This window comes from Mycolicibacterium diernhoferi (assembly GCF_019456655.1).
GTDB classification, from domain to species: Bacteria; Actinomycetota; Actinomycetes; order Mycobacteriales; family Mycobacteriaceae; genus Mycobacterium; species Mycobacterium diernhoferi.
Genome location: NZ_CP080332.1, coordinates 2,535,635 through 2,560,411 on the forward strand (window position 1 = coordinate 2,535,635; position 24,777 = coordinate 2,560,411).

The 24,777-nt window shown below is 68.8% G+C and carries 30 protein-coding genes; 20 read left to right on the top strand and 10 right to left on the bottom strand.

From position 1 onward, the window contains the following. Positions 1 to 5: 5 nt before the first annotated feature. Both bla and K0O62_RS11955 read left to right on the top strand, forming a co-directional pair. Complete coding sequence (bla, locus tag K0O62_RS11950) at positions 6 to 905, top strand: class A beta-lactamase (RefSeq protein ID WP_073857409.1); 900 nt, start codon at positions 6 to 8, stop codon at positions 903 to 905. A 60-nt stretch (positions 906 to 965) separates the two neighbouring features. Beyond that, positions 966 to 1,766, top strand: a complete 801-nt coding sequence (locus tag K0O62_RS11955; protein WP_073857410.1) for a VOC family protein — start codon at positions 966 to 968, stop codon at positions 1,764 to 1,766. Positions 1,767 to 1,778: 12 nt separating this feature from the next. Here K0O62_RS11955 and ald read toward each other — a convergent pair whose 3' ends face one another. Then, positions 1,779 to 2,906 (bottom strand): alanine dehydrogenase, encoded by a 1,128-nt coding sequence (gene ald / locus K0O62_RS11960; RefSeq protein WP_073857411.1) that lies wholly within the window; start codon positions 2,904 to 2,906, stop codon positions 1,779 to 1,781. A gap of 92 nt (positions 2,907 to 2,998) precedes the next feature. Here ald and aldR point away from each other — a divergent pair, with 92 nt between their 5' ends. Continuing rightward, entirely contained in the window at positions 2,999 to 3,514 is a 516-nt protein-coding gene (gene aldR / locus K0O62_RS11965; RefSeq protein ID WP_073857412.1) for an HTH-type transcriptional regulator AldR, read from the top strand. Then, a complete protein-coding gene (locus K0O62_RS11970; RefSeq protein WP_073857413.1) occupies positions 3,511 to 4,365 on the top strand; it encodes a hypothetical protein in 855 nt (284 codons plus the stop codon). Before aldR ends, K0O62_RS11970 begins: the two co-directional genes overlap by 4 nt. Here K0O62_RS11970 and K0O62_RS11975 read toward each other — a convergent pair. Continuing rightward, positions 4,362 to 5,120, bottom strand: coding sequence for an META domain-containing protein (locus K0O62_RS11975; protein WP_073857414.1), 759 nt, complete (start codon positions 5,118 to 5,120; stop codon positions 4,362 to 4,364). The two genes, K0O62_RS11970 and K0O62_RS11975, sit on opposite strands and share 4 nt — an antisense overlap. A 33-nt stretch (positions 5,121 to 5,153) precedes the next feature. Between K0O62_RS11975 and dapB the strand changes: the two genes are divergently transcribed. From dapB to K0O62_RS11995, 4 genes are read left to right on the top strand one after another with little or no spacing between them, the layout of a single operon-like run. Next, complete coding sequence (dapB, locus tag K0O62_RS11980; protein ID WP_073857415.1) at positions 5,154 to 5,891, top strand: 4-hydroxy-tetrahydrodipicolinate reductase; 738 nt, start codon at positions 5,154 to 5,156, stop codon at positions 5,889 to 5,891. Beyond that, positions 5,888 to 6,358 (top strand): hypothetical protein, encoded by a 471-nt coding sequence (locus tag K0O62_RS11985; RefSeq protein WP_073857416.1) that lies wholly within the window; start codon positions 5,888 to 5,890, stop codon positions 6,356 to 6,358. The genes dapB and K0O62_RS11985 overlap by 4 nt, the downstream gene beginning before the upstream one ends. After that, entirely contained in the window at positions 6,355 to 6,804 is a 450-nt protein-coding gene (locus tag K0O62_RS11990) for a flavodoxin family protein (RefSeq protein ID WP_073857417.1), read from the top strand. Before K0O62_RS11985 ends, K0O62_RS11990 begins: the two co-directional genes overlap by 4 nt. Positions 6,805 to 6,812: 8 nt before the next feature. Further along, positions 6,813 to 7,268 carry a hypothetical protein gene (locus tag K0O62_RS11995; protein WP_073857418.1) on the top strand — a complete coding sequence of 152 codons (456 nt, stop codon included), beginning with the start codon at positions 6,813 to 6,815 and terminating at the stop codon, positions 7,266 to 7,268. A 1-nt stretch (position 7,269) separates the two neighbouring features. Here K0O62_RS11995 and K0O62_RS12000 read toward each other — a convergent pair whose 3' ends face one another. Then, positions 7,270 to 8,007 (bottom strand): dienelactone hydrolase family protein, encoded by a 738-nt coding sequence (locus K0O62_RS12000; protein ID WP_073857419.1) that lies wholly within the window; start codon positions 8,005 to 8,007, stop codon positions 7,270 to 7,272. 42 nt (positions 8,008 to 8,049) lie between these two features. Between K0O62_RS12000 and K0O62_RS12005 the strand changes: the two genes are divergently transcribed. Genes K0O62_RS12005 through K0O62_RS12015 form a run of 3 tightly spaced genes read left to right on the top strand, consistent with a single transcriptional unit; the run spans position 8,050 to position 10,545 of the window. After that, the gene (locus tag K0O62_RS12005) at positions 8,050 to 8,850 is read left to right on the top strand and encodes a thymidylate synthase (RefSeq protein WP_073857420.1); all 801 of its coding nucleotides are present in this window, start codon (positions 8,050 to 8,052) and stop codon (positions 8,848 to 8,850) included. 2 nt (positions 8,851 to 8,852) lie between these two features. Further along, positions 8,853 to 9,320, top strand: coding sequence for a dihydrofolate reductase (locus K0O62_RS12010; protein ID WP_079244495.1), 468 nt, complete (start codon positions 8,853 to 8,855; stop codon positions 9,318 to 9,320). 7 nt (positions 9,321 to 9,327) lie between these two features. Then, on the top strand, positions 9,328 to 10,545 hold the full coding sequence (locus K0O62_RS12015) for a winged helix-turn-helix domain-containing protein (RefSeq protein WP_073857422.1): 1,218 nt from the start codon (positions 9,328 to 9,330) through the stop codon (positions 10,543 to 10,545). 3 nt (positions 10,546 to 10,548) lie between these two features. On the opposite strand, the gene K0O62_RS28875 is transcribed toward K0O62_RS12015, so the two are convergent. Further along, positions 10,549 to 10,671, bottom strand: coding sequence for a hypothetical protein (locus tag K0O62_RS28875; protein WP_264002193.1), 123 nt, complete (start codon positions 10,669 to 10,671; stop codon positions 10,549 to 10,551). 150 nt (positions 10,672 to 10,821) lie between these two features. On the opposite strand from K0O62_RS28875, the gene K0O62_RS12020 reads away from it, so the two are divergent. Continuing rightward, complete coding sequence (locus K0O62_RS12020) at positions 10,822 to 11,922, top strand: GGDEF domain-containing protein (protein ID WP_073857569.1); 1,101 nt, start codon at positions 10,822 to 10,824, stop codon at positions 11,920 to 11,922. A 69-nt stretch (positions 11,923 to 11,991) separates the two neighbouring features. Next, entirely contained in the window at positions 11,992 to 12,714 is a 723-nt protein-coding gene (locus tag K0O62_RS12025) for an SDR family oxidoreductase (protein WP_073857423.1), read from the top strand. On the opposite strand, the gene K0O62_RS12030 is transcribed toward K0O62_RS12025, so the two are convergent. Further along, entirely contained in the window at positions 12,655 to 13,953 is a 1,299-nt protein-coding gene (locus K0O62_RS12030; protein WP_073857424.1) for an MFS transporter, read from the bottom strand. The two genes, K0O62_RS12025 and K0O62_RS12030, sit on opposite strands and share 60 nt — an antisense overlap. A gap of 242 nt (positions 13,954 to 14,195) precedes the next feature. Here K0O62_RS12030 and dapA point away from each other — a divergent pair, with 242 nt between their 5' ends. Further along, entirely contained in the window at positions 14,196 to 15,098 is a 903-nt protein-coding gene (gene dapA / locus K0O62_RS12035; RefSeq protein WP_073857425.1) for a 4-hydroxy-tetrahydrodipicolinate synthase, read from the top strand. 56 nt (positions 15,099 to 15,154) lie between these two features. After that, positions 15,155 to 16,831 (top strand): ribonuclease J, encoded by a 1,677-nt coding sequence (locus tag K0O62_RS12040; RefSeq protein WP_073857426.1) that lies wholly within the window; start codon positions 15,155 to 15,157, stop codon positions 16,829 to 16,831. 6 nt (positions 16,832 to 16,837) lie between these two features. Here the strand turns inward: K0O62_RS12040 and K0O62_RS12045 are convergent, their stop codons facing one another. The 3 genes from K0O62_RS12045 to K0O62_RS12055 are packed head-to-tail and all read right to left on the bottom strand — an operon-like array spanning position 16,838 to position 18,402. Then, positions 16,838 to 17,656: a mycofactocin-coupled SDR family oxidoreductase gene (locus K0O62_RS12045; protein WP_073857427.1), complete on the bottom strand. Its 819-nt coding sequence runs from the start codon at positions 17,654 to 17,656 to the stop codon at positions 16,838 to 16,840. 8 nt (positions 17,657 to 17,664) lie between these two features. Then, positions 17,665 to 17,979: a putative quinol monooxygenase gene (locus K0O62_RS12050; RefSeq protein WP_073857428.1), complete on the bottom strand. Its 315-nt coding sequence runs from the start codon at positions 17,977 to 17,979 to the stop codon at positions 17,665 to 17,667. Between the two features lie 60 nt (positions 17,980 to 18,039). Then, entirely contained in the window at positions 18,040 to 18,402 is a 363-nt protein-coding gene (locus K0O62_RS12055) for a DUF2834 domain-containing protein (protein WP_079244941.1), read from the bottom strand. A gap of 95 nt (positions 18,403 to 18,497) precedes the next feature. Between K0O62_RS12055 and K0O62_RS12060 the strand changes: the two genes are divergently transcribed. Continuing rightward, positions 18,498 to 21,095, top strand: coding sequence for an FtsK/SpoIIIE family DNA translocase (locus K0O62_RS12060; protein WP_207550995.1), 2,598 nt, complete (start codon positions 18,498 to 18,500; stop codon positions 21,093 to 21,095). Here K0O62_RS12060 and K0O62_RS12065 read toward each other — a convergent pair. After that, entirely contained in the window at positions 21,092 to 21,601 is a 510-nt protein-coding gene (locus K0O62_RS12065) for an amino-acid N-acetyltransferase (RefSeq protein ID WP_234800170.1), read from the bottom strand. The two genes, K0O62_RS12060 and K0O62_RS12065, sit on opposite strands and share 4 nt — an antisense overlap. Positions 21,602 to 21,643: 42 nt before the next feature. Here K0O62_RS12065 and pgsA point away from each other — a divergent pair, with 42 nt between their 5' ends. From pgsA to pspM, 4 genes are all read left to right on the top strand, one after another. Then, positions 21,644 to 22,246, top strand: a complete 603-nt coding sequence (gene pgsA / locus K0O62_RS12070) for a CDP-diacylglycerol--glycerol-3-phosphate 3-phosphatidyltransferase (protein ID WP_073857431.1) — start codon at positions 21,644 to 21,646, stop codon at positions 22,244 to 22,246. Between the two features lie 43 nt (positions 22,247 to 22,289). Continuing rightward, positions 22,290 to 22,598, top strand: a complete 309-nt coding sequence (clgR, locus tag K0O62_RS12075; protein ID WP_073857432.1) for a transcriptional regulator ClgR — start codon at positions 22,290 to 22,292, stop codon at positions 22,596 to 22,598. 82 nt (positions 22,599 to 22,680) lie between these two features. Then, a complete protein-coding gene (gene pspA, locus K0O62_RS12080) occupies positions 22,681 to 23,490 on the top strand; it encodes a phage shock protein PspA (RefSeq protein ID WP_073857433.1) in 810 nt (269 codons plus the stop codon). 11 nt (positions 23,491 to 23,501) lie between these two features. After that, positions 23,502 to 24,326 (top strand): phage shock envelope stress response protein PspM, encoded by an 825-nt coding sequence (pspM, locus tag K0O62_RS12085; protein ID WP_073857434.1) that lies wholly within the window; start codon positions 23,502 to 23,504, stop codon positions 24,324 to 24,326. 35 nt (positions 24,327 to 24,361) lie between these two features. On the opposite strand, the gene K0O62_RS12090 is transcribed toward pspM, so the two are convergent. After that, a complete protein-coding gene (locus K0O62_RS12090) occupies positions 24,362 to 24,772 on the bottom strand; it encodes a DUF5313 domain-containing protein (protein WP_073857435.1) in 411 nt (136 codons plus the stop codon). Positions 24,773 to 24,777 lie beyond the last annotated feature (5 nt).

Genomic DNA, 24,777 nt, shown 5'->3' on the forward strand with positions numbered 1-24,777 from the left:
GGGTCATGTTCCTGTCTCGACGAAGAGTTCTGTTCGGCGGCCTGACACTGGTGACAGCGGGGGGGGTGATCAGCTGTGCGGACGAGTCCGCGCTGGCGTCTCCGGCTCTGACCTTCGAGGAGCAGGTCCGCGAACTCGAAGCGCGGTACAACGCCTTCATCGGTCTGTACGCGGTGAATCTGGAATCCGGCGCCACCGTGGCGAGCCGGGCCGACGAGGCCTTCGCGTTGTGCTCAACCTTCAAGACCTATGCCGCTGCCGCGGTGCTGCAGCGGGTCGCTGCGGGCGAATTGTCGCTGGAACAGCGGCTTTTCGTGGACCCCGCGGCGTTGCTACCCAATTCGCCGGTGACCGGGGAGAACGCCGGTCACGAGATGACGTTGGCCGAGTTGTCCCAGGCTGCGTTGCAACGCAGCGACAACCTGGCGGCCAACCTGCTGCTGGAGACACTCGGCGGGCCGTCGGCCATCACCGCATTCGCCCGAAGCATCGGTGACGACCGGACCCGACTGGACCGCTGGGAGATCGAGCTGAACTCGGCGATCCCGGGGGACCCGCGCGACACCAGCACACCCCGGGCGTTGGCAACCGGATACCGCAACCTGTTGGCGGGTGAGGCTTTACCGGCTGCCCAGCGGGAACTGCTGGACGGCTGGATGCGGGCGAATCAGACCTCGAGCATGCGAGCCGGTCTGCCGCCGGGTTGGACCACCGCGGACAAGACCGGCAGCGGTGACTACGGCACCACCAACGATTCCGGGGTTGCCTACGGGCCCGACGGCACCCGGCTGCTGCTGACCATCATGACCAGAACACAGTCGGCCGATCCGGAGGCCGAGGGGCTGCGTCCGCTGATCGGGGAGCTCGCCGCACTGGCGCTGCCGCACCTGGTCGGCCCGCGATGAGATTCGGGTCTCGGCGATGTCTGCACCCCTGAGACCCGTTGTTTCTGCGAGAGGATGCCGATGACCGAGTATGCCGCCCCGGTGGGGGCGCCGATCTGGTTCGACCTGATGAGCAGCGATCCCGCCGAGGCCGCCGAGTTCTATCGCGCGATCTTCGGTTGGGAGCTGGAGCGGCCGGCCCAACCGGGGTTCGGCGGCTACCGGAACTTCACCCGCAACGGGAAGCGAGTGGCCGGGCTGATGCCGCACATGGGCGAGGCCGACGAGCCGTCCAACATCTGGTCGGTCTACCTGCACACCGAGGATTCCGCCGCGACCGTCGCCGCCGTCGAGGCGGCCGGCGGTTCGGTGATGGTGCCGCCGATGCCGGTCGGGGATCTGGGCTCGATGATGGTGGCCACCGACACCGCGGGAGCCGTCATCGGATTCTGGCAGCCCGGCACCCACGCGGGTTTCACCGCATGGGGTGAGCACGGCGCGCCGTACTGGTTCGAGTGCCAGAGCAAGGACTACGAGAAATCGCTGGCGTTCTACCCGGAGGTCGTCGGAGCCCGGTTGGCGGAGATCGGTACCGGGGGCGATCCGGAGGCCGTCGGCCCCGACCGGTATGCGCAGGTGTTCATCGGGGAGTCCGCGTACTCGGGAATCATGGATTCCGCGACGCTGTTCCCGGCCGAGGTGCCCTCGTTCTGGCAGGTGTACATCATGGTCGACGACGTCGCGACGACCGTCGAGGCGGCCCGGTCGTTGGGTGCCCAGATCCTGATGCCCGGTGAGGACACCCCGTACGGCACGCTGGCGGCCATCAAGGATCCGCTCGGCGCGCTCATCTGCCTGGGCCACCCGCCGGCCGGCATGTGACCGGCCGGCCGGTCAGGCCAGCAGGCCCGCTGGATCGGTGAACGGCAGGTCCAGGTCGGCGGCCACCTGCTCGGACAGCAGCGCACCCTGATGGGTGGACAGGCCCTTCGCGAGAGCGCCGTCCATCCGGCACGCCTGCTGCCAACCATGGTCGGCGAGCTTGAGCACGTAGGGCATGGTGGCGTTGGTCAACGCGAAGGTGGAGGTGCGCGGCACCGCACCCGGCATGTTCGCGACACAGTAGAAGACCGTGTCGTGTACGGCGTAGGTCGGGTCGTCGTGGGTGGTCGGCCGGGAGTCCTCGAAGCAGCCACCCTGGTCGATGGCGATGTCCACCAGGACAGCGCCCGGCTTCATGTGCGCGACAAGGGCGTTGCTGATCAGCTTGGGGGCCTTGGCTCCGGGCACCAGCACCGCCCCGATCACCAGGTCGGCCGACTTGGCCGCCTCTTCGAGGTCCAGGATGGACGAGTACCGGGTCTCGATGCCGCCGCCGAACTCGCCGTCGATCCTGCGCAACGTGTTGATGTTGACGTCGAACACCGTGACACGGGCACCCATGCCCTTGGCGACCCGGGCGGCGTTGTAACCGGCCACACCACCGCCGATGACGACGACCTCGGCCGGTGCCACGCCCGGGACGCCGCCCATCAGCACACCGCGGCCGCCATGGGCCTTCATCAGGTGGTAGGAGCCGACCTGCGCGGACAACCGGCCGGCGACCTCGCTCATCGGGGCGAGGAGGGGAAGCGCCACCGACCCGTCCGGTCCAGTGGTCTGCACGGTCTCATACGCGATCGAGGTGGTGCCGGAGGCCAGCAGCGCATCCGTGCACGGCTTGGAGGCGGCCAGATGCAGATAGGTGAACAGGGTCTGGCCCGCGCGCATCCGTGCGTACTCGGATTCGATCGGTTCCTTCACCTTGAGCAGCAGCTCGGCCTCGGTCCACACCTGTTCGGCGGTCGCGACCATCTCCGCGCCGGCGGCCTTGAAGTCGTTGTCCGAGATGGCCGATCCGTCACCGGCGCCGGCCTGGATGATGACGTCGTGTCCGCGGCGGGTGAGTTCGGCAACGCCGGCCGGGGTGATGGCGACACGGAATTCGTTGTTCTTGATCTCGGTCGGGATGCCGACGAGCATGATCGCTCCTTGTTGTCGTGTGAGTTCCTCAAGTGTGAAGAACCTTCGGCAAGCTGACAATGTTTATGTCAAAACTTCGTTAGGGTGTGACTATGGGTGAACAATCCTCGACATCAAAGCCTCGTGGGACGGTTGCCCCGAAGGATGTTCGGCCCTCGGATCTCGACGACATCGACCGGCGGATGCTGCTCGCGCTGCACGCGGATGCCCGCATCTCCAACAGCGCGCTGGCCGAGGCGGTCGGCATCGCGCCGTCGACCTGTCACGGGCGACTACGGCGGTTACAGGAACTCGGGGTGATCCGCGGTTTCTACACCGATATCGATCCGGCGGCGGTCGGCCTGACGCTGCAGGCGATGATCTCGGTGAGCCTGAACTCCAACGCGCGTGGCCGGATCCGCGACTTCATCCAGCAGATCCGCCGGCGGCCACAGGTGATGGATGTGTACTTCCTGGCCGGTGGGGACGACTTCATCCTGCACGTCGCGGCCCGGGACACCGAGGACCTGCGGGCCTTCGTGGTGGAGAACCTCAATGCCGACGCCGATGTGGCCGGCACCCAGACCTCGCTGATCTTCGAGCATCTGCGCGGGGCGTCCCCGTTGTGAGCGTCGAGGACGATCTGGTCACCCTGTACGGCGTCGCGCCGGAGGAGTTCACCGCGCTGCGCAAGGAATTGGTGGCCGCGGCCAAGAAGCGCGGTGACGAGGACGCGGCGCGCACCATCGCCGCGTCGCGCCGCCCGACGACGGCCGCCTGGGTGCTCAACCGCCTGGTACGCACCGACGACAGCGTGCGCGCGCGGCTGGGCGGGCTCACCGCGGAGCTCCGCGCGGCGCACGCCGCGATGGACGGGCCGCGGATCCGCGAGCTGACCCGCACCCAGCGCACGCTGATCGCCGAACTGGTGCGGGCCGCGTTCGAGGCGGCCGAGCTGTCCAACCCGTCCGCCGCGCTGCGCGAGGATGTCACCGGCACCTTGCAGGCCGCGATCGCCGACCCCGAGGTGGCCGGCCGGCTCGGCAGGTTGGAGAAGGCCGAGCAGTTCTCCGGGTTCGGCGAGTTCGGGGCGGTCACCGCCACGGCGCCGGCGCGCGCGGCCCGGACCGCGGCACCGGCCAGGCCGAAGGCGCCGGCCCAGCCGACGGTCCCGGCGAAAGAGCTACGTGCCGCCCGTGCCCGCCGCGATGCCGCCGCCAAGGCGGACGCGGCAGCGCGCAAGGCCGCCGAGAGCGCCGCCGCCGAGGCCGAAGAACTGCGCACCCGGGCGTCGACGGCGCTGCGGCGCTACCAGAAGATCCTGGACACCCTCAGCGCCGCCGAAGAGGAAATGAACACCGCGACAGCAGAACTCCACGCTGCGGAGCGTGCCGCGGCGAAGGCCGACGAGGCCGCGGCCAAGGCGGCCGCCGATCTTTCGGAGGCCGAGGACGCGCTGGCCGACCTCGACGCCGGCTAAACGGCGCTCAGCACCAGCCCGTTGCCGCCGGCTCCGGTCAGGGTCAGCCGGTCGGCGTCGATGGAGGTCTCGACGGGACCATCGAGCACCCGCACGATCGCGCGCTCGATATCGCCGACCTCACCCGGGCACGCCGGGCCGCTGGTGTTCACCGGTGCGAACGTCACGGTCTGCTCGTCGACCTCGGCGCGGCCGTAGAAGGTATTGCATCCGGTCCATCCGGTGACGGTCTGTTCGGCGGTGATGGTCAGCGTCGGGCGGGCCTGCTCCAGCGCCACCGACGTCATCGCGGACTGCTCGGAGACCAACGTGTCCACCCGCCAGGTGGTGCCGACCAGCGGCCGGTCCGGGTCGACGACCAACTTGTCGCGCAGCGTGACCGTGGTGGTGTCGGTGCTCAAGGTGAGGTCGTCACCGGCCAGCGTCCAGGCCGGCCCGGCCGCCAGGAACCGGGACAGCCATCCGTCCGCCTCACCCCGCGGTGGCGGGCAGGCCATCATCGTCATGGCGAGTTCACCCGCACGCAGCCGCCCATCGGCCAGGTCCACGGCGCCGGACCCGCGGTTGCACCCGGCGAACGCCGAGATCTGCCCGTCGGCGAACCCCAGCGTCATCGGCCCGCCGCCGGGGATCGGCTCCCCGGTGACGTCGACCGAGACGAACTCCCGGCCGTCCGGGGTGGGGTTCTCGGCCGAGGCGGTCCCGACGCAGCCGATCGTCATCAGCCCGGTCAGGGCGAGTAGGAGCAGGCGCACGCACCCAAGGTACGCCGCAGTAGGCTGCCAGCCATGCGAGTTGCAGTACTGGGTGCCCGGGGCAAGGTCGGCGCGACGATGGTCGACGCCGTGCAGAACGCCGCCGACCTCGAACTGTCGGCGCAGGTCGACGCGGGTGATCCGCTGACGCTGCTGACCGACGGCGCTACCGAGGTCGTCATCGACTTCACCCATCCCGATGTGGTGATGGACAATCTGAAGTTCCTGATCGACAACGGCATTCATGCGGTGGTCGGGACCACCGGGTTCACCGATGAGCGCATCGCCCAGGTGCGGCAGTGGCTGGCCGCCAAGCCGGAGGTGGCGGTGCTGATCGCCCCCAACTTCGCGATCGGGGCGGTGCTGAGCATGCACTTCGCCAAACAGGCGGCCCGGCACTTCGAGTCCGTCGAGGTGATCGAACTGCATCACCCGCACAAGGCCGATGCACCGTCGGGTACCGCCACCCGCACCGCCAAACTGATCGCCGAGGCGCGAAAAGGCTTGCCGCCCAACCCCGACGCCACCAGCACCGGACTCGAGGGTGCCCGCGGCGCCGACGTCGACGGGATCCCGGTGCATTCGATCCGGTTGGCCGGGCTCGTCGCGCACCAGGAGGTGCTGTTCGGCACGCAGGGCGAGACACTGACCATCCGGCACGACAGCCTGGACCGCACCTCGTTCGTCCCGGGGGTGCTGCTCGGCGTGCGCAAGGTGGCCCAGCGGCCCGGTCTGACCATCGGGATTGAGCCTCTGCTCGACCTGTCATGAACGAGGGCGGGCGCACACTGCGTATCCAGCTGCTGATCGGTTTCATGTGCGTCGCGCTGTTGGCGTACTTCGTGATGCTGGGCCAGCGGGCGGTGGCCTTCATCGAGTCCGGTGAACCCGCCGCGATCGGCCTGGGGGTGGCACTGCTGGCGCTGCCGATCATCGGGCTGTGGGCGATGTTGGCGACCCTGCGGGCCGGGCTGGCCCATCAACGGCTGGTTCGGCTGGCCCGCGAGGCGGGGATGGACCTCGACGTCAGCGACCTGCCGCGGCGGGCGTCCGGCCGGATCGAACGCGACGCGGCCGACGCGCTGTTCGAGCGGACCAGAGACGAGCTGGAGGCCGACCGGGACAACTGGGTGCGCTGGTACCGGCTGGCCCGGGCCTACGACTACGCCGGTGACCGCAGCCGGGCCCGCGAGACCATGCGCACCGCCGTCCACATGGAGCGCGCGGGACGCACATGAGGCTGCTGCTGATCCACCACACGCCGTCCCCGCACTGCCAGGAGATGTTCGAGGCGGTGCTGGCCGGGGCGAGCGATCCCGAGATCGAGGGCGTGGAGGTGGTGCGCCGGCCCGCGCTGACCTGTTCGGCAGCCGACATGCTGGACGCCGACGGCTACCTGCTCGGCAGCCCGGCCAACCTGGGCTACATCTCCGGGGCGCTCAAGCACGCCTTCGACGGGGCCTATTACCAGATCCTCGACTCCACGCGGGGCAGACCGTTCGGCCTCTACCTGCACGGCAACGAGGGCACCGAGGGCGCCGAGCGGGCGGTCGAGGGCATCACCACCGGACTCGGATGGGTGAAAGCCGCTGAAACCGTGGTGGTATCGGGTAGACCTGGCAAGCACGATCTCGAAGCGTGCTGGAATCTCGGCGCGTCGGTAGCTGCACAGTTGATGGAATGAGGTAGGAAATGCCCGGTTTCGCCGAATTCGCGCTCGCGGGAGCCCCGGTCGCAGGTGGGGCCCTGCTGGGCCTCGCGGCGGGCAACTTCAAGGGGCCCGACGTCCGCGGATCCATCAAAGCGGACATGGAACTGCTGGCCGCCCTGCCGCCAGAACAGGTGGAACGCCGGGCCGCGCTGCAGCGATCCATCGACATGCGCATCGACGACATCGTCGCCGCCGTCGAGAAGAACCGCGAGATCCGCCAACTCGCGGCCTCCTACAGCGGTAACTGGCGCGATGTCGTGGTGTTCGTCTGCGCGGTGCTGTTCACCATCGTGTGGTGGAACGTCAGCCACGACCGCACCAACTGGACGGTCGTGTTCATCGTGCTGATCGCGCTGTCGGTGATGGTCGGCATCTACGCGGCGCGCGGCATCTTCCGCGCCCTGGCCACCTTCCGGCACGGCCGGCGCCGGAGGTAGCTCAGCCCAGCCTGTCGCCGAACACCCGCGCCATCGCCTCCCAGTGCCGCTCGGCGGCGGCCTCGTCGTAGGGCGCGTTGTCCGGGACGGCGAAACCGTGCCCGGCGGGATAGATCTCGACGGTGTGCTCGACACCGGCGGCGGTGAGCGCCTTGTCCAGCGTCTGCGCGTTCTCCGCGGTGAACGAGGCATCCGCCTCGGCCCCGGCCACGTACACCGCGGCCTGGATCTTGTCGGCCAGCAGGTGCGGGCTGCCCGGATCGTCGGTGACCAGACCGCCGCCGTGGAAGGACATCGCCGCCGCCACCCGGTCGGGTACGCGTCCGGCGACGATCAGCGAGGTGCGCCCACCCATGCAGTAGCCGGTGGTGCCGAACCGGGTGCCACTGACGTCCGGGCGCGATTGCAGGTAATCGAAGAAGGCTGCGCCGTCGACGGCCATGATCTCCGGGGTGACGGTGCCGATCATCCCGAACAGCCGGGCGCGCTCCTCGGCGTCACCGAACACATTGGCCATGTCGAACGGGGCCCAACCCGGGCTGCGGTAGTACACGTCGGGAACCAGCACGACGTAACCGTGCCCGGCCAGCCGGGTGGCCATCTGGTCGAAGGTGTCCCGGGCGCCGCCGGCGTCGGGGTACATCACCACCGCGGGCCAGGGCCCGTCTCCATCGGGTATCGCAACGCTGACCCGGCAGGTGCCGTCGGCGGTGGTGATGGTGTCGGTGGTGATCGGCATGGCTTCCGTTCTACCCGACACCGGGGGCCGTAAGCTGGCGACGTGCCCATCGCGACCCCGTACGAGGATCTGCTGCGCCTGGTGATGGAGCAGGGAACGCCGAAGTCAGACCGGACCGGCACCGGCACCCGCAGCGTGTTCGGTCATCAGCTGCGCTACGACCTGACGGCCGGGTTCCCGCTGATCACCACCAAGAAGGTGCACACCAAATCGGTGATCTACGAGTTGCTGTGGTTCCTGCGCGGCGACTCGAACGTGCGCTGGCTGCAAGAGCACGGCGTCACCATCTGGGACGAATGGGCCTCGGACACAGGAGATCTGGGACCGGTCTACGGCGTGCAGTGGCGGTCCTGGCCGACTCCGTCGGGTGAGCACATCGACCAGATCAGCAATGCGCTGGAACTACTGAAGAGCGACCCGGACTCGCGCCGCAACATCGTCTCGGCCTGGAACGTCGGCGAGATCCCGCAGATGGCCCTGCCGCCGTGCCACGCGTTCTTCCAGTTCTACGTCGCCGACGGCAAGCTGTCCTGCCAGCTGTACCAGCGCAGCGCGGACCTGTTCCTCGGGGTGCCGTTCAACATCGCCAGCTACGCGCTGCTGACCCACATGATGGCCGCGCAGGCCGGCCTGGGCGTCGGGGAGTTCATCTGGACCGGCGGGGACTGCCACATCTACGACAACCACGTCGAGCAGGTGGCCTTGCAGTTGTCCCGGGAGCCGCGGCCCTATCCGGAACTCGTTTTGGCACAGCGTGATTCGATCTTCGATTACACCTACGAGGACATCAGCGTGCGCAACTACGACCCGCATCCGGGCATCAAGGCCCCGGTGGCGGTGTGAGTATCGAACTGGTCTGGGCCCAATCGCTGTCCGGTGTGATCGGGCGCGACAACGCCATCCCGTGGCGGGTGCCCGAGGACATGGCCCGCTTCAAGGAGCTGACCATGGGGCACACCGTGCTGATGGGGCGGCTCACCTGGGAATCGCTGCCGGCGAAGTTCCGCCCGCTGCCGGGGCGCCGCAATGTGGTCCTCAGCCGCGACCCGGGCTATGTGGCCGAGGGCGCCGAGGTCATCACCGCGCTGCCCGACGACTTCGACGGCTGGGTGATCGGGGGTGCCCAGCTCTACGCGCTGGCGCTGCCGCTGGCCGACCGGTGCGAGGTCACCGAGATCGACATCGATCTGCGCCGCGACGACCACGATGCGGTCGCGCCGCTGCTCGACGAATCCTGGGCCGGCACCGAGGGGGAGTGGCTGACCAGCAGTTCGGGCCTGCGGTACCGCTTCAACAGTTATGTGAGGACCTGAGCGCGGCGTGCCCACTCTGACCGCTGCGCAGGCCCGTCGGGTCGCCGTCGCCGCACAAGGATTTCACGAGCCGAAGCCGGCGGGCGCCCCCACCCGCGCCCACCTGAAGCGGTTGATCTCCAGAATCCAGGTGCTGCAGCTGGATTCGGTGTCGGTCGCGGTGCGGGCCCACTACGCGCCGGTGTTCAGCCGGCTCGGCCCGTATGAGCGCGACGTGCTGGACCGGGCGGCCTGGGCGCACAGCGCCCGCTCGCCCCGGCTGCTGGTCGAGTACTGGGCGCACGAGGCGGCGCTGATGTCGGTGCAGGACTGGCCGCTGCTGCGCTGGCGGATGGCCGAATACCGGCACGGCCGCTGGGGCACCGAGATCGTCAAGAAGAACGCCGCGCTCGCCGAGAAGATCGTGGCGGCGGTCGCCGAACTGGGTCCGTGCACCGCCGGGCAGATCGAGGCGCACCTGGAGACCGAACCGCGCGGCCGGAAAGGTCCCTGGTGGGATCGCTCCGACACCAAGTGGGTGGCCGAGGCGCTGTGGTCGGCCGGGGTGCTGACCACCGCGACCCGCGTCGGGTTCGCGCGGCACTACGACCTCACCGAACGCGTGCTGCCGCCGGACGTGCTGGCCCGTGAGGTCTCCGACGAAGAGGCGGTCCGGGAGCTGATCCTGCGGTCGGCCGGCGCGCTGGGGGTGGCCACCGAACCGGACCTTCGTGACTATTTCCGGCTCAACCCCAAGCAGAGCAAGCCGGCGGTGGCCGCGCTGGTGGCCGCGGGCGAGCTGGAAGCGGTCGAGGTCGACGGCTGGAACGCGCCGGCCTATCTGCGGGCCGGACAGAAGGTGCCCCGTCGCGACCGCGGTACCGCGCTGTTGTGCCCGTTCGACCCGCTGATCTTCTTCCGTCCGCGGATGGAGCGGTTGTTCGATTTCCACTACCGCATCGAGATCTACACCCCCGCGGACAAGCGCCGGTTCGGCTACTACGTGTGGCCGTTCCTGCTCGACGGGGAACTCGTGGGCCGGGTCGACCTCAAGGCCGATCGCGCCGCCGGCGCCCTGCAGGTCCTCGGTGCCTTCACCGAGGACGGCCGGGACCGCTCGCGGGTGGCCGCCGCGATGGCGGGTGAGTTGCGGTCGATGGCCGGCTGGCTGGGACTCGACGATGTCGCGGTCGGCGAGCGCGGGGACCTGATCCGCCCGTTGCGGGCGGCGCTCGTCACGCGCTGATCCTCAGCTGTCCGGTTCGCCGGTGTCGGCCTCGGATTCGACGGCCGCGAGGCGGCGGACGACGATCGCGACGGTGCCGAGTCCGGCCGCGATGACCACGGCGAACGCGCCGATTGCCCAGAGCATGGGTCTTTCCTCTCATGTGGGTGGGCGAGCAGCGGCGAGGTGTTGTCACGGCCCGGTTCCGGGGAACTGGTCAGTAAAGACCACGGGTCCGACAAACTCGCCCACACCGAAGAGGTGACGGATGCGTAAATAAGGTGCACACTGTTGCAGATGTCTGGGGGGTGGGTGCGCCGATCACTGCGCAACGTCGACCAGTTTCACTGGTTCAGCGCCTACCTGCACGACCGCCACCTCGATCAGCCCTGGCGGTTGGCCACCTTCGGATTCACCGCCTTCTTCACCGGGATTCCGCTGCTGATGCTGGCGAGCCACTACGGACCGACCAGCGCGTCGACCCGCGTGGTGGCCATCGGGGCGGCGGTGTGCGGCATGGCGGCCGGCTCGATCTGGTTGATGAGCTGGCCCACCCGCACGCAGTCACTGCTGTTCTATTCGGTGTGTTCGGCCTCCATCGCGGCGAGTTGCCTGGTGATATCGACGTCCTACGGCGCCCTGATGGGCTGCACGATGTTCGCCGCCGTGGGCGGCCTGCTCGCCTTTTTCCACAACCTGGTGCATGTGCTGACCAACTTCTCGGTGGGCCTGTTCTGTGCGTTGGTCGCCTCGTTCCGGCTCTACGCCGACACCGGGGACCACGCCTTGGTGCTGGCCTCGCTGCTGTTGGTGATCGGTCTGAACATCGGCGTCCCGCTGGGCGTGCACGCGTTGGTGTACTCGCTGCGACGCGAGTTGCGGTTCTCGGACCGCGATCCGCTCACCGGGTTGCGCAACCGCCGGTCGTTCTACAGTTCGGTGCACGAGATGATGCTGGAGCGCCGCGGGGGACGGGCCGTCGTCAACGTGACGATGATCGACGTCGACGACTTCAAGAAGCTGAACGACACGCGCGGGCATGCCGCCGGAGATGAGGCGCTGGTCCGGATCGCCGCGGTGCTGCGCCACAACTGCGGGCCGGGTGTCATTGCGGCGCGCCTCGGCGGGGAGGAGTTCGTCATCGCCGACATCGCCAGCCCCGAGCGGCATGCGCAGATCGTCGAACGGATCCGGGTGGGAATCGCCGAACTCCCGGTGCAGATCACCGCGAGTCTGGGCACCTGCGCCGCCGAGATCGACGGGGATGTCGAGGCCGAGCATCCGCAGTTCCTCGACCAGTTGATCGGGGCGGCGGACGCGGCCATGTACCGGTCCAAGCGGGCCGGCGGTAACCGGGTCCAGCACCGCACGCTGGACCCGACCTCAACCTCACCGTGACCTTAAATATCTCTTAATTTTCTTAAACTGGGTGTAGCGTGAGCCGGGTACGTGGCGAAAGGACCCGACATGCAAGAACCACAGATCGCCCTGGTGACCAGTGCTTCCCGCGGCATCGGTGCGGAAGTCGCCCATCAGCTCGCACACCCCGGAACCCACGTGATCGTGAACTACCGGGAAAAGGCCGGTCGCGCGCACGCCGTCGCCGATGCCATCCGGGATGCCGGCGGGCACGCGTCGGCCGTCGCCGCCGACATCTCCGACGAGTCCGCGGCCGAGACCATGATCGCCGGTATCCGGCAGCGGTTCGGCCGGCTGGACACCTTGGTGCTCAATGCCTCCGGCGGGCTGGAGAGCGGCGCCGAGCCCTCCTACGCGATGCGGCTGAACCGTGACGCGCAGCGCCGGTTGGTCACGCTGGCGCTACCGCTGATGCCCGCCGGTTCGCGCGTCGTGTTCATCACCAGCCACCAGGCCCACTTCTACCCGCACAAGGCGGTGCCGCTGGGATACGCGCCGATCGCGGCGAGCATGCGGGCCGGGGAAACCGCGATGTACGGCTTGCGCTACGAGTTCCACAGGCGGGGAATTCATTTCACCGTGGTCTCGGGCGACATGATCGACGGCACCGACGTTCTCACCCGTCTGCACGGCCCGGCGCTGGAGCCGCGCCGGCACGCGCCGCTGCCGTCGGCCGATCAATTCGCCGCGGCCATCGCCGGCGCGGCGCAGTCACAGTTCCACCCCGGCATCGTCTACGTCGGCGGGTCGGAGTACCTGCGCACCGCCTGACGGCTGCGGCCACACGGGTGCCGGCCGCAGGCCGGCCAACGCGGCGCTGCTGATCCCCATCAGCACCATCGTCAGCACCAGGAACTCGGAGTATCCGCCGAACCGGTCGAAACTGAGTCCGGCGGCCAGCGGGCCGAACGCCGTGCCCAGTGACAGGGCGGCGACCAGCCCGCCGAACAGGCCACCGAAGTTGCGCAGACCGAAATAGCGTGCCGCGAGGTAGGCGATGACATCCACCTCCGCGCCCAAGGTCAACCCGAACAGCGCGGCGGCGATCGTCTGGCTCACCGGGTTGGTCCCGTCGAGCAGTAGCAGCGCCGCGCCCACGATCGGGACCAGATAGGCGCAGGCGCCGACGACACGGCCCGAGAAACGGTCCAGCAGCAGGCCCACGCCCAGTCGGCCGACGATCGAGAACACCCCGACCAGGGCGGCGGTACCGGCGGCGGCCAGCGGTTCGGTGCCGGCATCCCGCAGGATCGGCACCAGGTGCACCACCACTCCCAGCGTGGTGAACGCGAACAGTCCGGCGGCCAGCAGTAGTCGGTAGAACGTCACCGACCGCAGGCCTTCCCGCAGGGTCACACCCGCCAGCTCGACCGGGGCCGGATCGGCGGCGACCGCGGCCGGCGCGGACTTCCGGTCCTGCGCGCCCCGGAAGAACAGGGCGACGGCCAGCACCACGAGGGCACCCCAGGCCGCGCCCAGGCCAGCGAACGCCCCGCGCCAGCCCCACTCGCCGATGAACGCGGTCGCCAGCGCGGGAAACAGCGCGGCGCCCAGCGAACCACCCGACAAGGTCACCGCGAACGCCAGGCCGCGAGAGGTCTCGAACCGGCTGGCGACGGCGCTGGTCCACACCGTGGTCTGCACCCAGAAACTGGCGAATGCCAGCACCGACCACAACAGAATCCAGTTGGCCATCGTCCCGGAGGCCGTGCTGAACAGCCCGAACGCGGTGGCCATCAGCACGGTCCCGATCAGCCCCACCCGGCGCGGGCCCATCCGGTCGACCATCAGCCCGATCGGCAGGGCGGCCACGGCCGCCGCGCCGCCGACGATGGTCAACCCCACCGACGCCTGCGCCCGGCTCCAGCCGAACTCCTCCTGCAGCGGCGCCATGAACACGCCCAATGAATAGACGTGGATCACACCGAGCGAATAGCCGAGTGCGGCGGCGACCGGAACGGTGCCGTAGCGCCGCCATTCCGTGAGAGCGGAGCGCTCGGTTGCGGGCATTCCGGAAGATTACAAGAAGAACACGATCTGTAACCGTTGCTCAGTGCAATGGTGTTGTCGCACTTGGGCTCCTGCCCACTGGCCGATGTCATCGCGCCCTGCTCGTGCCCTGCTCGTGCCCGCGGCGCGGTCCGCGTCCGGCGGCCATCTGCCAGGGCCTCGACCCGGTGCGTCGGCGGTGGCCCGGCGGTAACCCCACGGCGATGCATAAATCGCTAGTGGCAACGGGTAATCTGACCCGCGTGAGCACCAGTGGAATCGATGTCGGCGCACGTTTGGGCACCGTGCTGACTGCGATGGTGACGCCGTTCGGCCCGGACGGCTCGCTTGATCTGGCTGCCGCCAAGAAGGTAGCGACCCACCTCGTCGACTCGGGGTGCGACGGCCTGGTGGTCTCCGGGACCACCGGTGAGTCGCCGACCACCACCGACGGCGAGAAGATCGCGCTGCTGGAGACGGTGCTCGAGGCCGTCGGCGACCGCGCCCGCATCATCGCCGGCGCCGGCAGCTACGACACCGCGCACAGCGTGCACCTGGCCAAGGCCAGCGCGGCCGCCGGTGCGCACGGTCTGCTGGTCGTCACCCCCTATTACTCGCGCCCCTCGCAGCGTGGCCTGGTCGCGCACTTCACCGCCGTCGCCGACGCGACCGACCTGCCGGTGGTGCTCTACGACATCCCGCCGCGCTCGGTGGTGCCGATCGACTGGGACACCCTGCGCACGCTGGCGGCGCATCCCAACATCGTCGCGGTCAAGGACGCCAAGGGCGACCTGCACGGCGCCGGCCAGCTCATGGCCGAGACCGGCATTGCGTACTACTCCGGAGATGACGCGCTGAACCTGCCCTGGCTGGCGATGGGCGCCATCGGGTTCATCAGCGTCTGGGGACATGTCGCGGCAGGCGAACTGCGAGAGATGCTGTCGGCGTTCAACTCCGGTGACATCGCCACCGCACGCAAGATCAGCATCGGGCTGGGACCGCTGTTCTACGCGCAGTGCCGACTGGGCGGTGTAACGATGTCCAAGGAGGGGCTGCGACTGCTCGGCGTCGATGCCGGTGAACCCCGGTTGCCGCAGCTGCCCGCGACCCCGCCGGAAATCGAAGACCTCGCAGCCGACATGCGGTCGGCCGGCGTTCTGCGATGAGCAGGGGTGCCGGCGGACCGGCTGCAGCGGGCAAGGGTGCCGGTGAGCCGGCTGACGTGAGCACCGATCTGGCGCCTCCCGGGCCGCTGGCCCCGGGCGGCCTGCGCGTGACGGCGCTCGGCGGTATCAGCGAAATCGGCCGCAACATGACCGTTTTCGAGCATCTGGGCCGGCTGCTCATCATCGACTGCGGCGTACTGTTCCCCGGTCACGACGAGCCCGGCGTCGACCTGATCCTGCCGGACCTGCGCCACATCGAGAACCGCCTCGACGACATCGAGGCGCTGGTGCTCACCCACGCGCACGAGGACCACATCGGCGCCATCCCGCATCTGCTCAAGCTGCGCGCCGACATCCCGGTGGTCGGGTCCCGCTTCACGCTGGCGCTGGTGGCCGAGAAATGCCGCGAGCACCGCATCAAACCCAAGCTCACCATCGTCGCCGAGGGGGAGCGCAGCACCCACGGGGTGTTCGAATGCCAGTACTTCGCGGTGAACCACTCGATTCCCGATGCGCTGGCGATCGCCGTGCACACCGGTGCCGGCACGGTGCTGCACACCGGTGACATCAAGCTCGATCAGCTGCCGCCGGACGGCCGTCCCACCGACCTGCCGGGGATGTCGCGCCTCGGTGATGCCGGCGTGGACCTGTTCCTGTGCGATTCGACCAACGCCGAACATCCCGGGGTGAGCCCGTCCGAGAGTGAGGTCGGCCCGACCCTGCACCGGTTGATCCGGGGCGCCGACGGCCGGGTGATCGTCGCCTGCTTCGCCTCCAATGTCGATCGGGTGCAACAGATCATCGACGCCGCGGTCGCGCTCGGGCGGAAGGTGTCCTTCGTCGGGCGCTCGATGGTCCGCAACATGGGCATCGCGCGTGAACTCGGCTTCCTGACGGTGGCCGACGAGGACGTCCTCGACATCGCCGCCGCGGAGATGATGCCGGCCGACCGGGTCGTGCTGATCACCACCGGCACCCAGGGCGAGCCGATGGCTGCGCTGTCGCGGATGTCGCGTGGCGAGCACCGCAGCATCACACTGACCGCCGGCGATCTGATCATCCTGTCCTCCTCGCTCATCCCCGGCAACGAGGAGGCCGTCTTCGGCGTCATCGACGCGCTGTCCAAGGTCGGCGCCCGGGTGGTCACCAATGCGCAGGCGCGTGTGCACGTTTCGGGGCACGCGTACGCCGGTGAGCTGTTGTTCCTCTACAACGGGGTGCGTCCGCGCAACGTGATGCCGGTGCACGGGACCTGGCGGCATCTGCGCGCCAACGCGGCGCTGGCGGTGCGCACCGGTGTACCGCCGGAGAACGTGGTGCTGGCCGAGAACGGTGTCAGCGTCGACCTGGTGAACGGGGTGGCGTCGATCGCAGGGGCGGTGCCGGTCGGCAAGATGTTCGTCGACGGGTTGGTCACCGGTGATGTCGGTGAGTCGACGCTCGGTGAAAGGCTCACGCTGTCATCGGGTTTCGTCGCCATCACGGTCGTGGTGCACCGTGGTACCGGCCGCGCGGCGGGCCCGGCGCATCTGCACTCGCGGGGCTTCTCCGAGGACCCCAAGGCACTCGAGCCGGTGGCGGCCAAGGTGGCCGCCGAGCTCGAGCGCCTCGCCGGGGACCAGGTGGTCGACCCCGGGCGTATCGCGCAGGCGGTGCGGCGCACGGTCGGCAAGTGGGTGGGGGAGACCTACCGCCGCCAACCGATGATCGTGCCGACGGTCATCGAGATCTGAGCCGGCTCAGCGTTTGTTGACGTAGCCGGCATCCAGCGGCAGCGTGACCCCGGTGACGTAACGGGCCGCATCGGAGACCAGCCAGAGCACCGCATTGGCGATGTCGTCGACGTCCAGCGTCTGCACCGGCAGGGCGTTGGACATGTCCGGCCCGTTCTGCGACTCCTGGGCGAGCCCGGCCAGCCAGCTGCGGGTGAAGTCGTTGTCGATCATCGGGGTGTCGACGCCGGCCGGGTGGATGGAGTTCACCCGGATGCTGAACTGGGCCAGCACATTTGCGTACACCCGCATCAGGCCGACGATGCCGTGCTTGGCGGCCGCATAGCCGACCGAGCCGGCGATCGGGGAACCCAACCCGACCAGCCCGGCCACCGAGCTGGTCAGCACGATCGAGCCGCCGTTGCCGAACTTGACCATCGGCTTCATCGCCACGTCGACGGTGTTGTAGACGCCGGTGAGGTTCACGTCGATGACGTCCTGCCAGGCATCGTCGCCGGCCATCGGGGCGATCCCGGCGTTGGCGATGACGATGTCCAGGCGCTCCCCGAGTGCCTCGGTGCCTGCGCGCAGCGCCGACTTCAGCGAATCACGGTCGCGGACATCGGCTTGCGCGGCGAAGATCCGGGCACCGGTTCCCTCGACCAGTTTCACCGTGGCGGCCAGATCATCCGGTGTGGCCAGCGGGTAGGGCACCGACGCGATCTGCTCGCACAGATCGACGGCGATGATGTCGGCGCCCTCGGCAGCCAGCTTCACCGCGTGCGCGCGACCCTGGCCGCGCGCCGCACCGGTGATGAACGCGACCTTCCCGGACAGCGAGCCCATCTCAGCTCCTAGCCGCGCAGCTGACCCTTGGCGGGGTCCCCGGCCACCACCGGGGTCAGCATCTTGATGTCGGGTGCGCCGTCGAGGTGCTCACCGACCGCACCGAACAGCTTGCCGATCGCGGGTGCGGTGCTGTGCGTCTTGAGAGCGTCGGCGTCGGCCCACTGCTCGACGAACACGAAGGTGCCCTCGGCCTCATGCAGCGAGTAGAGCTCACAACCGGGCTCGGCGTGCACCTCGGCGATGGCCGCGGTGCAGGCCGCGCGGACGATGTCCACCGACTCGGGCTTGGCGGTCATGGTGGCGACGACGACAACGGGCATGCAACGCTCCTCGATGAGAGTGACAAGAGATGAGAATGACCGGACAGGTGTCCAGCTTACTCAGGCGATCGCGGAAGGCCGGGCGGGACACGTCCGGCCCATCCGCACCTCCCGGGCGATGAGGAACAGCGGAAAGGTCACGCTGATCGCGATGAGCATCCCGCCGATGATGTAGGCCCACACGTAGCGGACACCGTGCTTATGCGCCTCCACCAGCATCAACACCACCACGGCCGCGGTGAGCAGGAGCAGATCGAAGGTGAACGACCGGGTGGCCGCGTTCACCATCAGATCGCTGAGGAAATCGGGCATGAACGACACGCCCGAGCCCAGGTAGGCGATGTTCTGCGTCCAGGTGGCGATCAGTGCGACGACGGCGATGACGGCGTAGAGGGCGCAGCGGACCTTGCTCGAAGTGGTCATGCCGGAACGGTAGGGCGGTTCCGGCATTTCGATACCAGTTTGTGACAGGTGTGGCAGATGGTGAAAATGGGACGGAAGCGACTAGGCTGGCTGGCATGGCCAACAAGACCGCCGCCCGGTCCGGAGCCCGTTCGAGCAGTTCAAAGGGCAGTTCCAGCTCACGGACCGGATCGAAACCGGCGCGCCCGGCTGCCCCGCGCAAGCCCGCCCCCCGTAAGCCTGCGGCCCGTAAGCCGGCCGCCCGCAAGCCGGCCCCCCGGCGCGGTCCGTCCCGCTTCGCCGCCGCCGGCGCCGCCGTCGGTCGCGGCACCCGGGCCGGCTGGCTGGTGATGGCCAAGGGCGCCGGGTCCACCGCCCGCTCGGTGGGCCGGGCCCGCGACCTGGAGCCCGGCCACCGCCGCGACGGCATCGCACTCGGACTGCTCGGCGTCGCCGTCGTCGTGGCCGCCAGCTCCTGGTTCGATGCGGCACGGCCGGTCGGCGGCTGGATCGACACCGTGGTGCGCAGCGTCATCGGCGGCGCGGTGGTGCTGGTGCCGATCGTCCTGGCCGTGATCGCCGTCGTCCTGATGCGCACCGAACCGGACCCCGACGCCCGGCCCCGGCTGATCCTCGGCTCCTCGATGATCGCGCTGCCGGTGCTGGGGCTGTGGCACATCTGGGCGGGCGCCCCGCTGGACCCGGTGGACCGTCGCGAGGCCGCCGGCTTCATCGGCTTCGTGCTGGGCGGTCCGCTCTCGGACGGGCTCACCGTCTGGATCGCCACGCCGCTGCTCGTCATCGGGGTGCTGTTCGGCCTGCTGCTGCTGACCGGGACCACCATCCGGGAACTGCCCGACACGCTGCGCTCGATGTTCGGCACCCGCGAATTCGACGAGTATGACGACGACTACTACGACGAGGACGCCGAATACGACGACGTCGAGGACGACGCCGTCACCGAGGACTTCTCCGACGGCTACTACGACGACGATTACGGCGACGCGCAGAGCTGGCCGACCCCGGCCCCGCCCGCAGCCCTGCCGGCCGGGTCGCCGATGGACAACTACCCGCTGCCCGAAGAGGTGGCCGAGGCCGAACCGCCGACGGCGCCGGAACCTGTTGTGGCCAAACCCCGTAAGCCCAAGGCCGAGCCGAAGAAGCCGAAGCCCGAAGAGACCCTGGTGATGGACCGGGTGGTCGAGGGCCCCTACAACCTGCCGTCGTTGGACCTGCTGATCGCCGGTGACCCGCCCAAGCTGCGCACCGCGGCCAACGATCAGATGGAAGCCGCCATCACCTCGGTGCTGCAGCAGTTCAAGGTCGACGCCGCGGTCACCGGGTGCACCCGGGGGCCGACCGTCACCCGCTACGAGGTCGAACTCGGCCCCGGCGTGAAGGTCGAGAAGATCACCGCGCTGCACCGCAACATCGCGTATGCGGTGGCCACCGAGAGCGTCCGCATGCTCGCGCCCATCCCGGGCAAGTCCGCCGTCGGCATCGAGGTGCCCAACACCGACCGCGAGATGGTCCGGTTGGCGGACGTGCTGACCGCGCCCAGCACGCGGCGCGATCACCACCCGCTGGTGATCGGCCTGGGCAAGGACATCGAGGGCGACTTCGTCTCGGCGAACCTGGCCAAGATGCCGCACCTGCTGGTCGCCGGTTCCACCGGATCGGGTAAGTCCAGCTTCGTCAACTCGATGCTGGTCTCGCTGCTGGCGCGGGCCACCCCGGAGGAGGTCAGGATGATCCTGATCGACCCGAAGATGGTGGAACTCACGCCGTATGAAGGCATTCCGCACCTGATCACGCCGATCATCACCGAACCCAAGAAGGCCGCCGCCGCGCTGGCCTGGCTGGTCGAGGAGATGGAACAGCGCTACCAGGACATGAAGGCCTCCCGGGTGCGTCACATCGACGTGTTCAACGAAAAAGTGAGATCGGGCGAAATTTCCACGCCGCTGGGCAGCGAACGGGTCTACAAGCCCTACCCCTACATCCTGGCCATCGTCGACGAGCTCGCCGACCTGATGATGACCGCACCGCGTGACGTCGAAGAGGCGATCGTGCGCATCACGCAGAAGGCCCGCGCCGCCGGTATCCACCTGGTACTGGCCACCCAGCGGCCGTCGGTGGATGTCGTGACCGGTCTGATCAAGACCAACGTGCCGTCCCGGCTCGCGTTCGCCACCTCGTCGCTGACCGACAGCCGCGTCATCCTGGACCAGCCGGGTGCGGAGAAGCTGATCGGTATGGGCGACGGCCTGTTCCTGCCGATGGGCGCCAACAAGCCGCTGCGCATGCAGGGTGCGTTCATCACCGACGAGGAGATCCACGCCGTCGTCGAGGCCTCCAAGGAGCAGGCCGAACCGGAGTTCGTCGAGGGCGTCACCGCGGTCAAAGCGGGCGAGCGCAAGGACGTCGACCCCGACATCGGCGACGACATGGACGTCTTCCTGCAGGCGGTCGAACTGGTGGTGTCCTCGCAGTTCGGGTCCACCTCGATGCTGCAGCGCAAGCTGCGGGTCGGGTTCGCCAAGGCCGGCCGCCTGATGGACCTGATGGAGAACCGCGGCATCGTCGGCCCGTCGGAGGGCTCCAAGGCGCGCGAGGTGCTGGTCAAGCCCGACGAGCTGGCCGGCACCCTGATGCTGATCCGCGGCGGTTCGGACGCCAACGGCGCCGACACCGACGACGAGGACGAGTTCTAGAGGGTCAGCAGCATCCGGGTGTTGCCGAGGGTGTTGGGCTTGACGTAGGACAGGTCCAGGAACTCGGCAACACCGGTGTCGTAGGACCGGCACATCTCCTCGTAGACCTCGGCGGTGACCGGGGTGCCCTCGATCTCGGTGAAACCGTGCCTGCTGAAGAACTCGGTCTCGAAGGTCAGCACGAAGATGCGCTGCAGGTGCAGATTGCGCGCGACGTCCAGCAGTTGGGCGACCATCCGGTGGCCGACGCCGCGGCCGCGGACCTTGGGGTGCACGGCGACGGTGCGCACCTCGCCGAGATCGGCCCACAGCACGTGCAGCGCGCCGCAGGCGACGACCTCACCGGCCAGCTCGGCGACCCAGAACTCCTGCACCGCCTCGTACAGCGTGACCAGGTTCTTCTCCAGCAGGATCCGGCCGGCGTAGATGTCGATGAGCGCCTTGATGGCGGGTACATCGGACGTGTTGGCCCGGCGCACGGTCAGTTCATCGACGTCCTCGCTCACAGCAGGGAGAGTATCGGTTTGTGCAACCGATATTCTGTTGCGGTGCCGGGGCAATCAGACATCGATCCAGTTGTGCCCCGTGCATCCGTGGCGAACGTCGCCAACCTGCTCACGGGGCTGCGGCTGGTCCTGGTCCCGGTGTTCCTGGCGGCGCTGTTCGTCGGCGACGGCCATGAGACGTTCTGGCGAACAGTCGCATTCGCGATCTTCGCGGTGGCGGTCATCACAGACCACTTCGACGGGGCGCTGGCCCGCGCCTACGGCATGGTCACCGAATTCGGGAAACTGCTCGACCCGATCGCGGACAAGCTGCTGATCGGCTCGGCGCTGATCGGGCTGTCGATGCTCGGTGACCTGCCCTGGTGGATCACCATCGTCATCATGGCCCGCGAGATCGGGGTCACCCTGCTGCGATTCGCGGTGCTGCGGCACGGGGTGATCCCGGCCAGCCGCGGTGGAAAGCTGAAAACCCTGGTCCAGGCGGTGGCGATCGGCCTGTTCATCCTGCCGATCGCGGTCTGGCCGCCGATCTGGTTGACGTTGGCGACCGGGCTGATGTGGCTGGCGGTGCTGCTCACCGTGCTGACCGGTTTCGATTACGTGCTCTCCGCGGTCCGCGATTCCCGGACCCGTCCGGCTACCTGAGCGCTCCGGGAACCAGCGGCCGCCCGGTGTCGTTGACCTTTGTATGACGGTACTGATGCGCGAAGTGATCGGCGACGTACTGCGCGAGGCCCGGACCGGGCAGGGACGCACCCTTCGTGAGGTGTCCGACGCCGCGCGGGTCAGCCTGGGCTATCTCTCGGAAGTGGAACGCGGCCGCAAAGAGGCCTCCAGTGAGCTGCTGAACGCGATCTGCGAGGCCCTCGACATCCCGATGTCGCGGGTGCTGTTCAGCGCGGGGGAGCAGATGGCCCGCAACGAAGGGGTCGTCACCGGGATCGACGCCGCGACCAAGGTCGTCATCCCGCAGGTTGTGTCCATGGCGGTGGCCTGACCCGGTGCCGAACCGATAGGTTGGCACCCAAGAAATTGCACACTGCAGTTGCGCACACTCGACCACACGAAGGCGGAATGAAATGGCCAACCCGTTCGTCAAGGCGTGGAAGTACCTCATGGCGCTGTTCAGCTCGAAGGTCGACGAGTACGCCGATCCGAAGGTGCAGATCCAGCAGGCCATCGAGGACGCCCAGCGTCAGCACCAGGCGCTGACCCAGCAGGCCGCCCAGGTCATCGGTAACCAGCGCCAGCTGGAGATGCGGCTGAACCGCCAGCTCGCCGACATCGAGAAGCTCCAGGCCAATGTGCGCCAGGCGCTCACCCTGGCCGATCAGGCCGCGGCCAACGGTGACGCGGCGAAGGCCACCGAATACACCAACGCCGCCGAGGCTTTCGCCGCCCAGCTGGTGACCGCCGAGCAGAGCGTCGAGGACCTCAAGGCCCTGCACGACCAGTCGCTGCAGGCCGCCGGCCAGGCCAAGAAGGCCGTCGAGCAGAACTCGATGATGCTGCAGCAGAAGATCGCCGAGCGCACCAAGCTGCTGTCCCAGCTCGAGCAGGCCAAGATGCAGGAGCAGGTCAGCAAGTCGCTGCGGTCGATGAGTGAGATCTCCGCGCCGGGCACCACCCCCAACCTCGACGAGGTCCGGGAGAAGATCGAGCGCCGCTACGCGAACGCGATGGGCGCCACCGAGCTCGCGCAGAACTCGGTGCAGGGCCGCATGATGGAGGTCCAGCAGGCCAGCGTGCAGATGGCCGGGCACTCCCGCCTCGAGCAGATCCGCGCCTCGATGCGTGGTGAAGCACTGCCGTCCGGCGGCGCCACCGCCCCGGCCACCCCCGCCGCCAACCCGCCCGCGGCGACCCCGGAAAACCCACTGCCCCAATAGGATTGATTGATATGGCGAGCGGATACAAGACGACGCAGCAACGCGGCTGGCGGGCGCTTCTCGCCCGCGGGGTGCAGGGCGGCATCGACACCGCTGCCGAGTACTCCGGTTTGCTGGCCGAAAAGCTCGCCATGATGTCCGATCCGCGGGCCAAGCTGCTGCGCAAGCGGCGCTGGGCGCTGCGACTGGCGGTGTTCTTCGGCGTCAGCAGCCTGTTCTGGGTGCTGGTGACCGCCGTCCTGGCGTCCTGGAGCACCCCGGTGTGGGCACTGATCGTGACCGGCGTGATCGCCTCCGGTGCGGCGTTCCCGGCCACGTGGGCGTTCCTGCGCTACCGGTGGCTGCGCGCCGAACCGCTGCCCGCCGGCCCGGCCGCCCGCCGGATGCCGCCCTACGGGTCCGCTGCGCGTAAGCCGATGGCGGCGCTGGCGTCCTCCGAGCGGGGGCTCTACTCACTGCTGGGTGTGCTGCAGCGGGGCAGGATGCTGCCTGCCGAGGACCTCAAGGACATCGCCGACGCGGCCGGGCAGACCGCGGCCACCATGGCGGCCACCGCCAACGAGGTGGTGGCCATGGAGCGCGCCGGGGCGTCCTCACCGCGGTCGCGGGCACACCTGGCGGCGACCATCGGCGCTTACACGGCCCAGCTGCACCACGGCGCCCGCCAGTACGACGAGATGGTGACCGCGGCGGCTCAATTGGTGTCCTCGCTGAACGCCGGTCCGCACGCGGTGCCCGGGGCGCGGCGCTACCGTGACGAGCTGGTCGAGGCCACCGACCGGCTCCAGGGCTGGGCACAGGCCTACAACGAACTGGGGCAGTTGCGCGGGGCCTGATTCGGCGGGTGGGAGCGACAGCGACTCGGGGCAACTCAGATGTCGTGGGTGCCCAGTTCCGCCGATTCCGGTCGGGCCCCGTAGCGGTCGATATAGGACTGGTGCTTGGCGGCGTCGCGCTTGCGGGCCAGGGCATCGACCAGCGACGGGTCCAGCCCGTGCGCCCGCAACATGTGCCGGCGCCAGATCTTGTTCAGCGCATGCGAGAAGTAGACGAACGGGATGAGGATCGGCACCGTCATCGACAGGTGCACGTACAAGGTCGTCGGGATCAGCCAGAACGGCGCCAGGACCAGCACAGCGGGCACCAGGACCCGCAGCATCACCCGGCGGGTGGCACCCGGGCCGGCCAGGTCGTTTCGCACCCAGTCGAGCATGGCGGGCGGCAGCGGCTTACCGAGGCAGTACCTGATCAGCTGGAACAGATTGGGCTTGCTTGTGCTCATCGAGC

Coding starts and splice junctions, on each gene's coding strand:
- K0O62_RS12020 (WP_073857569.1), top strand. CDS start 10,822: ATGTCTGGGGGGTGGGTGCGCCGATCACTGCGCAACGTCGACCAGTTT.
- K0O62_RS28875 (WP_264002193.1), bottom strand. CDS start 10,671: ATGCTCTGGGCAATCGGCGCGTTCGCCGTGGTCATCGCGGCCGGACTC.
- K0O62_RS12000 (WP_073857419.1), bottom strand. CDS start 8,007: ATGCCGATCACCACCGACACCATCACCACCGCCGACGGCACCTGCCGG.
- K0O62_RS12050 (WP_073857428.1), bottom strand. CDS start 17,979: ATGCCCGTTGTCGTCGTCGCCACCATGACCGCCAAGCCCGAGTCGGTG.
- K0O62_RS12030 (WP_073857424.1), bottom strand. CDS start 13,953: ATGCCCGCAACCGAGCGCTCCGCTCTCACGGAATGGCGGCGCTACGGC.
- clgR (WP_073857432.1), top strand. CDS start 22,290: ATGACGGTACTGATGCGCGAAGTGATCGGCGACGTACTGCGCGAGGCC.
- aldR (WP_073857412.1), top strand. CDS start 2,999: ATGGGTGAACAATCCTCGACATCAAAGCCTCGTGGGACGGTTGCCCCG.
- K0O62_RS12090 (WP_073857435.1), bottom strand. CDS start 24,772: ATGAGCACAAGCAAGCCCAATCTGTTCCAGCTGATCAGGTACTGCCTC.
- K0O62_RS12025 (WP_073857423.1), top strand. CDS start 11,992: ATGCAAGAACCACAGATCGCCCTGGTGACCAGTGCTTCCCGCGGCATC.
- K0O62_RS11995 (WP_073857418.1), top strand. CDS start 6,813: ATGCCCGGTTTCGCCGAATTCGCGCTCGCGGGAGCCCCGGTCGCAGGT.
- pspA (WP_073857433.1), top strand. CDS start 22,681: ATGGCCAACCCGTTCGTCAAGGCGTGGAAGTACCTCATGGCGCTGTTC.
- ald (WP_073857411.1), bottom strand. CDS start 2,906: ATGCTCGTCGGCATCCCGACCGAGATCAAGAACAACGAATTCCGTGTC.
- K0O62_RS12060 (WP_207550995.1), top strand. CDS start 18,498: ATGGCCAACAAGACCGCCGCCCGGTCCGGAGCCCGTTCGAGCAGTTCA.
- K0O62_RS12045 (WP_073857427.1), bottom strand. CDS start 17,656: ATGGGCTCGCTGTCCGGGAAGGTCGCGTTCATCACCGGTGCGGCGCGC.
- K0O62_RS11990 (WP_073857417.1), top strand. CDS start 6,355: ATGAGGCTGCTGCTGATCCACCACACGCCGTCCCCGCACTGCCAGGAG.
- bla (WP_073857409.1), top strand. CDS start 6: ATGTTCCTGTCTCGACGAAGAGTTCTGTTCGGCGGCCTGACACTGGTG.
- pspM (WP_073857434.1), top strand. CDS start 23,502: ATGGCGAGCGGATACAAGACGACGCAGCAACGCGGCTGGCGGGCGCTT.
- dapB (WP_073857415.1), top strand. CDS start 5,154: ATGCGAGTTGCAGTACTGGGTGCCCGGGGCAAGGTCGGCGCGACGATG.
- K0O62_RS11985 (WP_073857416.1), top strand. CDS start 5,888: ATGAACGAGGGCGGGCGCACACTGCGTATCCAGCTGCTGATCGGTTTC.
- K0O62_RS12055 (WP_079244941.1), bottom strand. CDS start 18,402: ATGACCACTTCGAGCAAGGTCCGCTGCGCCCTCTACGCCGTCATCGCC.
- K0O62_RS11955 (WP_073857410.1), top strand. CDS start 966: ATGACCGAGTATGCCGCCCCGGTGGGGGCGCCGATCTGGTTCGACCTG.